This is a genomic window from Candidatus Protofrankia californiensis (assembly GCF_900634765.1).
GTDB classification, from domain to species: Bacteria; Actinomycetota; Actinomycetes; order Frankiales; family Frankiaceae; genus Protofrankia; species Protofrankia californiensis.
In genome coordinates, this window is the sequence record NZ_CAAAFT010000333.1 from 25,278 (window position 1) to 38,220 (window position 12,943).

The 12,943-nt window shown below is 68.3% G+C and carries 9 protein-coding genes; 7 read left to right on the plus strand and 2 right to left on the minus strand.

Annotation, left to right across the window (positions count from 1 at the left end; translation table 11 throughout):
* Together DD1DGNOD_RS17475 and DD1DGNOD_RS17485 are read right to left on the minus strand one after the other, a co-directional pair.
* The coding region (locus DD1DGNOD_RS17475) for a 2-oxoacid:acceptor oxidoreductase family protein (protein ID WP_430827828.1) at positions 1 to 1,020 on the minus strand (1,020 nt) is incomplete at its 3' end.
* Between the two features lie 888 nt (positions 1,021 to 1,908).
* Positions 1,909 to 4,479 (minus strand): HAD-IC family P-type ATPase, encoded by a 2,571-nt coding sequence (locus DD1DGNOD_RS17485; RefSeq protein WP_241255803.1) that lies wholly within the window; start codon positions 4,477 to 4,479, stop codon positions 1,909 to 1,911.
* A gap of 276 nt (positions 4,480 to 4,755) precedes the next feature.
* On the opposite strand from DD1DGNOD_RS17485, the gene DD1DGNOD_RS17490 reads away from it, so the two are divergent.
* The 7 genes from DD1DGNOD_RS17490 to DD1DGNOD_RS17520 all read left to right on the plus strand — a co-directional run.
* Positions 4,756 to 5,634 (plus strand): LysR family transcriptional regulator, encoded by an 879-nt coding sequence (locus DD1DGNOD_RS17490; protein WP_131767526.1) that lies wholly within the window; start codon positions 4,756 to 4,758, stop codon positions 5,632 to 5,634.
* A gap of 341 nt (positions 5,635 to 5,975) precedes the next feature.
* Complete coding sequence (locus tag DD1DGNOD_RS17495; RefSeq protein WP_131770632.1) at positions 5,976 to 6,968, plus strand: PDR/VanB family oxidoreductase; 993 nt, start codon at positions 5,976 to 5,978, stop codon at positions 6,966 to 6,968.
* A 435-nt stretch (positions 6,969 to 7,403) separates the two neighbouring features.
* Positions 7,404 to 8,654: an ABC transporter ATP-binding protein gene (locus DD1DGNOD_RS17500; protein WP_241255804.1), complete on the plus strand. Its 1,251-nt coding sequence runs from the start codon at positions 7,404 to 7,406 to the stop codon at positions 8,652 to 8,654.
* Between the two features lie 166 nt (positions 8,655 to 8,820).
* The gene (locus DD1DGNOD_RS17505; protein ID WP_131770633.1) at positions 8,821 to 10,203 is read left to right on the plus strand and encodes an ABC transporter substrate-binding protein; all 1,383 of its coding nucleotides are present in this window, start codon (positions 8,821 to 8,823) and stop codon (positions 10,201 to 10,203) included.
* Positions 10,204 to 10,207: 4 nt separating this feature from the next.
* Positions 10,208 to 11,143, plus strand: coding sequence for a metallophosphoesterase (locus tag DD1DGNOD_RS17510; protein ID WP_131767528.1), 936 nt, complete (start codon positions 10,208 to 10,210; stop codon positions 11,141 to 11,143).
* Complete coding sequence (locus DD1DGNOD_RS17515; protein ID WP_131770634.1) at positions 11,137 to 12,084, plus strand: carbohydrate ABC transporter permease; 948 nt, start codon at positions 11,137 to 11,139, stop codon at positions 12,082 to 12,084. The genes DD1DGNOD_RS17510 and DD1DGNOD_RS17515 overlap by 7 nt, the downstream gene beginning before the upstream one ends.
* A gap of 122 nt (positions 12,085 to 12,206) precedes the next feature.
* Positions 12,207 to 12,943, plus strand: a 737-nt coding sequence (locus tag DD1DGNOD_RS17520) for a carbohydrate ABC transporter permease (RefSeq protein ID WP_131770635.1), incomplete at its 3' end; no start/stop codon positions are given.

Consider the following 12,943-nt stretch of genomic DNA (forward strand, 5'->3'; position numbering starts at 1 on the left):
GCCGAACAGGGCGATGTTCAGGTCGGACTGCTCGGTCTTGGTCGGCAGGCCGGTCGACGGGCCGGCGCGCTGCACGTCCACGATGACAAGCGGCAGCTCCAGCATCACCGCGAGCCCGAGGGTCTCGGTCTTGAGCGCGAGCCCCGGGCCGGAGGTCGAGGTGACCCCGAGCGCGCCGCCGTAGGAGGCACCGAGCGCCGAGCCCACCGCGGCGATCTCGTCCTCGGCCTGGAAGGTGGTCACGCCGTAGCGCTTGTATCCGGACAGCTCGTGCAGGATCTCCGAGGCCGGAGTGATCGGGTAGGCGCCGAGGAAGACCGGCAGGTTGGCGCGCAGACCGGCGGCGACGAGGCCGTAGGCGAGCGCCGAGTTGCCGTTGACGCTGCGGTAGGTGCCGGACACCAGCTTCGCCGGCTTGACCTCGTAGCGGACGGCGAAGTCCTCGGTGGTCTCACCGTAGTTCCAGCCGGCCTGGAAGGCGGCCACGTTCGCGGCGGCGACGTGCGGCTTCTTGGCGAACTTCTGCTTGAGGAACTCCACCGTGCCCTCGGTGGGCCGGCTGTACATCCAGGACAGCAGACCGAGCGCGAACATGTTCTTCGCCCGCTCGGCCTCCTTCTTGGAGACCTCGACGTCGGCGAGGGCGGCGATCGTCGCCGACGTCAGCGGCACCCGGTGAACGGTGAACCCGTCGAGCGAGTCGTTCTCCAGCGGATTGCTCGTGTAACCGACCTTCTCCAGGTTGCGTGTGGTGAACTCGTCGGTGTTGACGATGATCTCCGCATTGGGCGGCAGGTCCCCGAGATTGGCACGCAGCGCCGCCGGGTTCATTGCGACCAGGACGTCCGGCGAGTCACCGGGCGTGAGGACGTCGTGGGCGGCGAAATGTACCTGGAAGCTGGACACGCCGTGCAGCGAGCCCGATGGCGCGCGAATCTCGGCGGGGTAGTTGGGAAGGGTGGACAGGTCGTTTCCCAGGATGGCGCTCTCGGAAGCGAAACGGTCGCCAGTGAGCTGCATGCCGTCGCCGGAGTCACCGGCGAACCGGATTGCCACCCGGTCCAGATGCTGGATTTGCTTGGCCACTTACGTGGACCTCCTCAATGACCGACGGTCGGCGAGGGGCATACCCACGGTTCGACCGTGGGTAGAGCGGGCCACGAGGCTCGCCCGTCCTTCTTATACGGAGGCATTGCTTCCACAGTGTTTCGCGGTGTCAAATCGTCGTCTCACGGCCCACGCGTTATCGGTCACGGTATTTCGACAACAGCGCCGTCACATATATGGTTGGACGTGCGGGAAAACAACCATGACGCCCGCCCGCAACCGCCGGCCAGGGACTTTCGGGAAGCAGTGGCAGAAAGACGTTTCTCCGGCGCCGGGGACGACCGGTCTATTTCCCTCCGGCGAAGGTTCGCACCGTGCCGGCAATCGGCCCACCCGGTCGGGTCGGTTCGTCCCGCGGCGTCTTCCCCACGACCAGTTCGACGATCTGCGACCGGCTCGGCCCCACAACCGACTTCGACGACCTGCGACATACCCGACCTGTCGACATGGGGCGGAACGTGCCGGGGACACACACGCTAACCCCTCCGGCCGGTCCACGGCATCGATGTCCGGCAACATGTCTGACCCGGCGTCGCCGGCGGAAGACGGTGCTGTCACCCGAACTACCCGTACCCGAACTACCCGAACACAGTGACGGGATGGCGGAGCCGGGGCCTGCCCGTTGGATGTCAGTGGCCACCGATGCCACAGGCTGGCTGCGGCACCCGGGGTGCGGGAGCGGCCCGCCGCCACGTAGAACGTCATGTTCTACGGACGCCATTCATCTCGCCACCGCCACGATGCTGATCGACCAGCCCGACGCCAGGCTGGAAGCGTTCATCACATATGACAAACGGCTGCTTACGATCGCAGCCCGTCCCGGTGAGGGCGCTGTTCCCCGGCGTCAACGAAGCTGAACCGCCAGGCGAGCTCCACCAGGGCCATGCCGACCGCGCCGCAGGCGACCGCCACGGCGACGGCGGCGGTGTCCGACGTGTCGAACTCGAAGACGTGCTGCCCCACCGGCAGCAGCAGGCACAGCAGAAAACCGCCGATCATGGCGGCGACCAGCGCGGCCTTCCACCAGACATACGGTCGCGCCACCACGGCCAACACCCATGTCGCGATCATGACAAGCGTGATCACAACGGCGGTGCTGTCCTGCTCGGGCGTACCCTCCCCACCGGAGCGGACGAGAAGATAGGTCACGAAACTCGCCACCGCCACCACGACACCCGCCGGCACCGCCCGGCGCATGACTCTCGGCACGAACCCCGGTCGTGCCCGTTCGGTGTTGGGCGCGAGCGCGAGGAAGAACGCCGGAACGCCGATGGTGAACCAGCCGATCAGCGTCACATGACGCGGCAGGAACGGAAACCTGATCTGCGCCACGCCGATCAGAATGGCCAGCAACACCGAGTAGACCGTCTTGGTGAGGAACAGGACGGACACGCGTTCGATGTTGCCTATCACCCGCCGTCCCTCGCCCACGACGTGCGGAAGAGCGGCGAAGGTGTTGTCCAGCAGGACGATCTGCGCGACGGCCCGGGCCGCGGGGCTGCCCGAGCCCATGGCCACGCCGATGTCGGCGTCCTTGAGCGCGAGCACGTCGTTGACCCCGTCACCGGTCATGGCCACGGTGTGGCCGCCGGCCTGCAGGGCTTTGACCATGGCGCGCTTCTGGTCCGGTACCACCCGGCCGAAGACCGACGCCGCCGCCATCCGCCCGGCCAGCGGGGCGGTGCCGTCGGGCAGCGTCCGGGCGTCCACGGGCTGGTCGGCACCGGGGAGCCCGAGGGTGGTGGCGACCGCCGCGACGGACACCGCACTGTCACCCGATATGATCTTCAGCTCGACATCCTGCGCGGCGAAGTACCGCAGGGTCTCGGCGGCATCGTCGCGGATCTTCTGCTCGATGACGAGCAGCGCCGCCGGGGTCACCTCACCGGGTGCGCCCGGCGCGTCCACCGGCATGCCGGCCCGCCCGAGCAACAGCACACGCAGTCCCTGCGAGGCCAGCAGGTCGGCGTCGACGAGCACGGGATCCCCAGGCGGCAGCAGGACGTCGGGTGCGCCGAGCACCCAGTGCCCATGCCCGGCGAAGCTCGCCCCGCTCCACTTCCGCGCGGAGGAGAACGGCGCGATCGCCGTCGCCGGCCAGGTGGTCTCGTCGCTGGGAAATGCCTCGGCGACGGCCGCAAGGCTTGCGTTGGGACGCGGATCGGAGGCGGCCAACGCACGCAGCACCTCGCGAACCTCGCCGGCCGTCCCGTCAGCCCTGTCAAACCCGCCAAACCCATCAGGCCCGCTGACCACGTCAAGCCCATCAAGCCCATCAACTCTGTCAAGCCCGCTGACCTCGGCAGGCCCGGTGACCCTGTCGGCCCCGGCCTCGCCGGCTCCGACGGCCGTACCCACCCCGACGGCCGTACCCACCCCGACGGCAGCGCGCAGCAGGCGCACCTCGGCCAGCCGCATACGGTTCTCGGTGAGGGTGCCGGTCTTGTCCGCACACACGACACTGACCCGGGCCAGACCCTCGATGGCGGGTAGTTCTTGCACCAGGCACTGCCGGCGTCCCAGCCGGATGACACCGATCGCGAACGCGACGCTGGTGAGCAGGATGAGTCCTTCGGGGACCATGGGGACGAGCGCGGCCACCATCCCGCGCACGGCCTCGTCCGGGGTGGCGTCGTCGAGCCGGAGCTGGCTGTAGATCGTCAACGCACCGGCGGGAATGATCAGAAAGGTGACGAACGTCAGGATCCGGTCGACACCGCCGCGCAGCTCCGAACGCACGAGTGTGAACCTGCTGGCCTCCTCGGCCAGCCGGGCGGCGTAGGCCTCGCGGCCGACTTTGGTCGCGCGGAACACCCCGGTCCCGGCTACCGCGAAACTTCCGGACAGGACGGGATCCCCGGGACGCTTGACCACGGGGTCGGCCTCACCGCTGAGGAGCGATTCGTCGATCTCCAACCCGTCCGCGGCCAGCACCACCCCGTCGACGACGACCATGTCCCCGGGCCCGAGTTCGATGACGTCGTCAAGCACGACCTCACCGGCGGAGATCTCGGTTGCTCGGCCGGCCCGACGGACCCGCGGCCGGGCCTCTCCGACGATCGCAAGCCGTTCCAGCGTGCGCTTGGCACGCACCTCCTGGACGATGCCGATCGCGGTGTTGACCACGATGATCAGCCCGAACATGCCGTCGGGAACGACCGGTCCGATCACCACGATGACGGCGAAGAGCGCACCGATGATCGCGTTGAACCGGGTCAGGACGTTGGCCCGGACGATCTCGGCGACCGAACGACTCGCCCTGACCGGAACGTCGTTGGTGCTGCCCGCCGCGATGCGCGCGGCAACATCCGCGGCGGTCAGGCCACCGTCGAGTCCGGCAGCGAGCTCCTGGGGGAGATTGACCGTTGCCACAACAACGAGGCTATCGTCGGCGCCGGTCGACGCTCCGCATGCCCTCCGCGCGGATGCGGTCACGTCATATCCGCACCGCCGTATACGTGCGTATACGTACCAGTCCGTATACGCACCGGTCCGCATACATAGCGGTCCGTATATGCACCGCTGTTGCGGTATTGCCCACCCTGCCCCGCGCCGTCCGGCCCGACAATTCTCCCGAACAACACTTACCCGTCACCGCCGGTTAGTCACCGCACGTAGGCTGTGCTGGGTTTGCGGCGGGGAGGCTCGATGGAGTTCCGGCACCTGGTGTCTTTTCTAGCGATAGCGGACGAACTGCACTTCGGACGGGCTGCGGGCAAGCTCCATCTGGCCCAGCCCTCGTTGAGCCAACATCTGCAACGTCTCGAGCGTGAGGTCGGCGTCAAGCTGGTCGCCCGCACCTCCCACGAGGTCCGGCTGACCCCGGCGGGCGTCGCGTTCCAGGTCGAGGCGAAGCGGATCATCGACCAGGCGAACCGGGCGGTCCAGGCGGCGCGGGACGCCGCGGCCGGCCGCGCCGGCACGATCAACATCGGCTACAACTTCCCGGCCGGTCAGCGCGTCCTGCAGCCGACCCTGTTACGGCTGAACAACACCCACCCCGGGCTGACCGCCCACCTGTGGGAGAGGCGTACCGGCCCCCAGCTCAAGGGCCTGCTCAGCGGCGAGCTCGACATCGGCTTCATCTTCGGGCTGCCGCCCACCAACGACCTGCGCTCCCGCGAGGTGCTGCGACTGCCACTGGTCGCCGTGGTCGGGGAGCAGCACGACTGGGCCTGCCGCGAACAGGTGGCGTTCCGCGAACTGCAGCACCAGGCCTGCGTCCTGTTCAGCCGCACCCAGTCGCCGGCCATGTACGACACGATCGTCACCACGGCCGAACGGGTCCGGATCAACCTCCGGGTCGCCGCCGAGATCGACGATCCGGGTGCGACCGCCCTCGTGGTCGCCACCCGCCCGCTGGTGGGGTTCGCCTCGGTCGAACGGGCCCGCAGGACCAAAGGTCCGATCGCCATACCCCTCGTCGACCCCGTCCCGATGCTGTCCGTCCACGTGGTGTGGCGACCGCGCCGGAGCAAAGTCGTCGACGCCCTGCTGGACACCCTCGACGAGGCCGGACCCTTCTGATCGCACCGCCTTCGGCCCGGTCACCGGTAGAGGCCTCCGGCGGCGCGAAAAACATGATCGCACCGCCTTCGGCCGGGTGCGAAGGAAGCCCGGAGGTGTCCATTGAACAATCCAATCGTCCGAGCGGGTTGTTTTCTCCGGTTAGCTGCGATGATTGGTCAGGCCATGCATTGCAGGCCGCCTTCCCGATAAAATTCGACGGTAGATCGCTCGTCCGATCGGCATGCAGATCATTGGTTCGCTCGGCGCACCGGACAGCAGATGGGACAGAAGATCTGAAAAGGCGCCGAGAACCCGCACGTCCGTCCCGACACGCCTGAAATTCCGCCCGGAGGTCGGTCATGTCCGTGCCAGCACCCCACGATCAGTCGACCGCGGTACCGGCGCCGTCAACCACGGCACCCCTGACCGTCGTCGACAGGATCCTCGAGGCAGACGACGTCATTTCTCTGGTTCTTGCCGACCCCGGCGGCAGACCCCTGCCCCCGTGGGCTCCCGGCGCGCACGTCGACGTCGCCATCGGGCCCGGAACCATCCGGCAGTACTCGTTGTGCGGTGACCCGGCTGACAGTACGAACTGGCGTATCGCGGTACTGCGTGAGGAAAACAGCCGGGGCGGCTCAGTGTACCTGCACGACGAGGTCCGCACCGGGTCGACGCTGGAGGTCGGGTCGCCGCGCAACAACTTTCCCCTGGTCGACTCCCGGCGCTACATTCTGATCGCGGGCGGAATAGGGATAACACCACTCCTCCCCATGATCACCGAATTGGACGGACGCGGCGCCGACTGGAAGCTGTTCTACGGCGGGAGACGGCGAACGAGTATGGCGTTTCTCGCCGGGATGTCCACCCATGGTGACCGGGTCGTCGTCCACCCCGAGCAGGAGCGTGGGCTGCTGCCGCTCGATGCCGTCCTCGCCCGACCCGACGAGGGCACGGCCGTCTACTGCTGCGGCCCGGAAGGCCTGCTCAGCGCGGTCGAGGCCGCCTGCGGCAGCTGGCCGTCCGGCGCCTTGCACGTCGAACGCTTCCGGCCCCGGGAACCGGCCGGCGACGCTGCGGCGGACACCGCGTTCGACGTCCTGATCGCCAGCACCGGGCAGAAGGTACGGGTGGCCGCCAACCGCAGCATCCTCGAAGCCCTCGAACGCGCCGGCCTGGACATGCCCTCCTCATGCCGCGAAGGGACCTGCGGCAACTGCGAGACCCGGTTCGTCGAGGGCGAGGTCGACCACCGCGATTCCGTGCTGAGCCCCCAGGAGCAGCGCACCGGAGACGCCATGATGATCTGCGTGTCCCGGGCCCGAACCGACCAGCTGGTCCTCGACATCTGAAACCTGCCACCGCCCGCCAGGAACGCCGGAACGCCGGAGGAACGGCAGAACGAACGCCCCACCCACCCGGCCGGTACGGGTTCCGCGCCGATCCCACCCACATGGGAACGACGGGTGCGGCGGTTATCAATGAATTCTATCGGGTAATCAGCGGCACCAATCGACGCTGGATACAAAGCGTGATCGGATAGTTTCACAACACTCGATGGACCGCGAATTTCCGGTATGTTTCCTTCCCGTACACGAACCCGGAGTTGAATCCAGCAGTCCTCGGACGATAAGAAGCGCTAGGAAAATTTCCGCGAGACCGCCGGACCGGGTACGCCCGGACCGGGGGATCCGCATCCGAACTCACCGGCCCGCCGCAGCGGGCCGGTGCGGAACACCAGGCCGATCCGGCATGCTGCCGGGCCGGCATGAAAGGAGAGCCAGGCTGTGAGCCGGATCCAGGTCGAAGGACTGACCAAGCGTTTCGGCGAGGTCGCCGCCGTCGACCGGGTAAGCCTGGACATCAGTCACGGCGATTTCCTCGTCCTGCTCGGGCCGAGCGGATGCGGAAAGTCGACGCTGCTCCGAATGATCGCCGGCCTGATCGAGCCGAGCAACGGACGGGTTCTCCTGGACGGCCGCGACGTCACGTTCGCCCCGCCCCGGGAACGCGACATGGCAATGGTATTCCAGAGCTACGCTCTTTACCCCCACCTGACTGTCGAGCGCAACATCGGGTTCCCGTTGCGGTCGCGCCGGCGGCCACGCGCGGAGATACGCCAGAAGGTACACGAGGTGGCCGAGCTGCTCGATCTCGCCGACCTGCTCGATCGCCGGCCCAGGGAACTCTCCGGTGGGCAGCGGCAGCGGGTCGCAGTCGGGCGGGCGCTGGTCCGCGACCCCGGCGCCTTTCTCATGGACGAACCGCTGTCCAACCTCGACGCGAAGCTGCGTACCGCAACCCGCGGCCAGCTGCGCGCCCTGCACCACAGGCTCGGCTCGACCATCGTCTACGTCACCCACGACCAGGTCGAGGCCATGACCATGGCCACCCGGGTGGCCCTGCTCAACGCCGGCCGCCTTGAGCAGGTCGGCACCCCCACCGACGTCTACGACGAGCCAGCGTCGGTGTTCGTGGCGGGCTTTCTGGGCTCACCGGCGATGAACCTGATCCCCGCACGCATCGAGAGCCGGGCCGGACGTGTCCAGGCGCTCGCCCCCGGCGTCGAGGTTCCGCTGTGGGCGGCGGACGACCAGCCCGCCCGCGAGGTGACCCTGGGCGTCCGACCGGAACATCTGATCCGGGTCCCGCCTGCCTCCGGATCCCCCACCTCGCAGTCCCCCGCGTCGCAGTCCCCCATGTTCCGGGCAGTGGTGGAGATGGTGGAGAACCTCGGCGGCGAGGAGGTCGCCCAGTGCGTGGTGGGCGATGCCCGGCTGCTGGCCCGCGGGCCGCGGCCGCTTGGTCTGCGTCCCGGCGAACCGGTGGCCTTCGACATCCCCGCGAACCGGGTGCACCTGTTCGACCGGGCCAGTGGCCGCCGGCTGGTCTGGCAGCCGACCGGCGCTGACATCCCCCGTGACCGCGATCAGGTCACCGTCCGTGTCAGCGACAGGCCGGGATCTCCCGGTGCCACGGACGGGGACCCGACCGTGGCCGAATCCCCCGAAGGGGTTCTGGACGCTTCCATCGTCTGATCACCAGCCTCCGACGTCCCCGCCTTTCGAACCGTCCGCCCCTTCGGCCTTTTGGACCGCCCCACCTTCGAATCTTTCGAACCTGTCAAACCTGTCGAACCGTCCGACGACTTTCCCGGCTCCGGTCCTCTCCGGTGCCGTGTTCGCCTCGCTCAAGGAGCATCCCGTGAAAAAACTGCGCCGTCTCGGGGGGGTAACGGCCGCGCTCGCCCTGGCGCTGACCGCGGCCGCCTGTGGAGACAGCAGCCCGAGCGCACCCACCCAACCGAGCACCGTGGTTCCCGAACTCCGGCCGGACCAGCAGGTCTCGATCACCTTTGAGAGCTACAACCTGGCGCAGGCCGGGCCGTGGACGGACACCTTCACCGATCTGATCAACAGGTTCCAGGCGGCCCACCCCAACATCAAGGTGACGGCCCAGAAGCCCGCGACCGCTACCGCGAGCAACTACGGGTCGTCCGCGGCCGCCAGCATCCAGCGCCAGATCGCGGCGGGCAACTCGCCCGACGTCGGCCAGCTGGTCTTCGGAGATCTCCGATACGCCGTCAAGGGACTGGGTGCCACCCCGCTCGACGACGTGGTCGGACGCGACGTCGTGCAGGCGAACTTCGGCGGCGCCCACCCGTTCGCGCCGGCCGCGCGCACCCTCGGTGACGTCGACGGCAAGACCTTCGGCGTACCGTTCGTGTTCTCCACACCGATCCTGTACTACAACGCCAGCCTGTTCACCCAGGCCGGCCTCGACCCGGCCAAGCCGCCGACCACCTGGGCGGAGGTGAAGACGTTCGCGCAGGCCATCAAGAGCAAGACCGGCAAGGACGGCGTCTACATCGACTGCCTCACCAAGAAGGCCGGTGACTGGTGCTACCAGTCCCTGGTCTACTCCAACGGCGGAACCGTGATCTCCAACGACCAGACCAGGTTCTCCTTCGCCGAGGCCCCCGCGGTCGAAGCCGTCAAGGTGGCCCAGGACCTGGTCCAGTCCGGCCTCAGCCCCAAGATCTCCCAGGAGCAGGCATACCCGGCGTTCGGACGCGGCGAGATAGGCATGATCCTGGAGACCAGCGCCGCCGAGGCGACCTTCCGCAAGGGCGCCACCACCACGAACCCCCAGTGGGACCTGCGGGCCGGACTCCAGCCGAGCTTCGACGGCAAGAAGGTGGAGCCGACCAACTCCGGGGCGGCGCTGTTGATGTTCGCCAAGGACCCGGCCAAGCAGCGGGCGGCCTGGGAGCTCATCAAGTTCCTGACCAGCGACGAGGGATACACGCAGATCACTAGTAAGATCGGCTACCTGCCGCTGCGCACGGGCCTGCTCGACGACCCGGCCGGCCTGAAGGACTGGGCGGCCAAGAACCCGCTGATCAAACCGAACATCGACCAGCTCGCCCGGCTCCACCCGGCGGCGTCGTTCCCCGGCGACAACTACGTCCAGATCAAGGACACCATCCTCGACGCCGTCGAGAAGGTCGTCTACAGCGGGGCCGACGCGCAGTCGACGCTGACCGCGGCCCAGGAGCAGGCGACCAAACTCCTGCCGAAGGGCTGACACCATGACGACCGTGACGTCGGTCCGGACGCCACGGCACACCCTGATCCAGCTCAGCGACACCCACATCGTGCCGGACGGGGAGTTGCTGTACGGCAGGGTGGACACACACGCGAACCTGGAGTCCGCGGCCCACGCGGTCGCGGACTCCGGGATTGCGGTGGCGGGCCTGCTGCTGACCGGAGACCTCACCGACGGTGGCTCCCCCGCCGCCTACCGGCGGTTGCGGGAGGTGGTCGAACCGCTCGCGCGCCAACTGCACGCCCCGGTCATCTACGCGATGGGCAACCACGACGAGCGGGCGGCGTTCCGCTCCGAGCTGCTGTCCGCCGAGCCGACGACCGAACCGTGTGACAGCGTCCACTGGATCTCGGGCCTGCGGATCGTGGTGCTCGACAGCACCACGCCGGGCCACGAGAGCGGCTACCTCACCGCCTCCCAGCTTGCGTGGCTACGCGACGAGCTCGCCCGACCGGCCCCGGACGGGACGGTGCTCGTCCTGCACCACCCGCCGATACCGTCGCCGATGCTCGTCGTCGAGCTGATGACACTGCGTGAGCCCGACCGGCTCGCGCAGGTCGTGGCGGGCAGCGACGTGCGGATCATCCTGTCCGGCCACGCCCATCACGCCAGCTGCGGCCTGCTCGCCGGCATCCCGGTCTGGGTGTCACCGGCCGCCGCGTTCGGCGCGGACCTGCTCTCGCCCGTGGGCCGGGCGCGCGCACTGCGCACATCGGCCTGCAGCCGTATCGACATCTACTCCGACACCGTGGTGGCCAGCGTCGTTCCGCTCGCTCCCACGGAAACACTCTTCGACAACGACGAGAGCGAAATGGCACGACACATCGACCGGACACCAACCACCGACCGGACGTCAGCCATCGACCAGGCACCGGTCATCGACCAGGCATCGGCCCGGCAGGGTCAAGCGGCGTGTTAGTAGAGCTCGCTCCCCTCGCGGCGCCCGCCGAGCACGTCGCGATCAAGGCGGCCCGGCCGCCGGTCCCGCGCCGGATGCTGCGGGCGCTGCCGCCCTTCCTCTACCTCGCCCCGGGACTCGGCTGCCTGATCGTATGGACCTACCGCCCCCTGGTCGAAGCCGTCCAGCTTTCCTTCTACCGGTGGAACCTGTTGCCGACCAGGCCGAAGGTCCCGGTCGGACTGGACAACTACCAGCAGGTTCTCGAGCTTCCCGCGCTCAGGCACTCGTTGTGGCTGACGGTGGCGACGATCGTGTGCCTGCTGCCCTTCTCGGTCGTCCTGCCAACGATCATTGCCCTGCTCACCCGCCAGGTACGCGGACGGGTCAACGTCCTCTACCGTGCCCTGGTGTTCGCGCCGGTACTGGTCCCGCCGATGGCCAGCGCGGCGATGTGGGTGTGGCTGCTGGACCCGCGGCACGGGCTGGTGGACCGCATGCTGGGCCAGCCGATCAACTGGCTGCACGAACGCGGTCCGGCCCAGCTCGCCATCATCGGCATCACCGGCTGGCACCTGCTCGGTTTCGCGGTTCTCGTCGTCACGGCGGGCCTGGCCAACATCAACGACGAGTACTCGGCGGCAGCCCAGCTCGACGGCGCGACCCGGCGGCAGATCACCCGATGGATCACACTGCCGCTGCTGTCACCGACCCTGGTCCTGCTGGCCCTCATGACCGTGCTGCTGTCAGGGCAGCTGACCTTCCCACTGATCGACGCGCTCACCCAGGGCGGCCCCGACGGCGCGACGACCAACGCCTACTACCTGCTCTGGGAGTACGGCTTCAAGAGCTTCAACGCGGGCCTGGCCTCCGCCGCCGGGCTGGCCTTCTTCCTGGGCTTCGGCCTGATCGCGCTCTTCCTCGTCTGGCTGTTCGAAAAACTGAGCTTCCACGACAACTGACCACCTGGCTCGCTGGTGACCTCCCGCGGTTGCCACGGTTACCGGGGTTGCCCACGAACCGGCTGACTCCCGATCAGGGCTACAAGGACTACAAACGCTGCAAAAACTACAAGGAGTGACTCATGGCCGTCTCCGCTTTGGACGCGCCGGCAGGCGACGCGGGTGCGCCGCCGCGTGAGGACCACGGCGGCGGGCCTCATGACGGCGGGCGCCACGGCCACGGACGTCGCGGCCACGGCGGGACCGGCGGGCCGATCAGCGGCCGGTCACCGGTGAGCTCGTTCGTCGGCCATGCCGTGCTGACGGTCCTGAGCCTTGCCTGCATCTTCCCGATCTGCTGGATGTACGCGACGTCGCTGCGCCGCCCCAGCGACATCTACAGCACGTCGGTCCTTCCCTGGCCGCTGTCGATCGGCAACTACCGGCACGCCGCGGACATGATCCCGATCGGGCAGATGCTGCTCAACACGTTCGTCGTGGCGTCGCTGACCGCGCTCGGGCAGCTGCTGACCGGGCTGCTCGCCGCGTACGCGTTCACCGCTTGGCGCTTCCGCGGGCAGCGGCTGCTCTACCTGCTGTTCGTGGGGACGTGGCTGGTGCCGTTCCAGGTGACGATGGTGTCCAACTACACGCTGCTGTTCCGGCTCGGCCTGCTGAACACGCTCGCCGGAGTGGTCATCCCGACGCTGTGCACCGCACTCGGTGTCCTGCTGCTGCGCCAGCACATGGAAAGCTTCCCCAGGGAGGTGCTGGAGGCGGCGCGCATCGACGGGCGGTCGTCGTGGTCGACGCTGTGGACCGTCGTCGTGCCCAATCTGCGGCCAGCGCTGGCCGCACTCGGCATCGTGCTGTTCATCAA

Bases quoted from the DNA above. Each gene is read 5' to 3' on its own strand.
- DD1DGNOD_RS17490 (WP_131767526.1), top strand. From the start codon at position 4,756: ATGGAGTTCCGGCACCTGGTGTCTTTTCTAGCGATAGCGGACGAACTG.
- DD1DGNOD_RS17495 (WP_131770632.1), top strand. From the start codon at position 5,976: ATGTCCGTGCCAGCACCCCACGATCAGTCGACCGCGGTACCGGCGCCG.
- DD1DGNOD_RS17510 (WP_131767528.1), top strand. From the start codon at position 10,208: ATGACGACCGTGACGTCGGTCCGGACGCCACGGCACACCCTGATCCAG.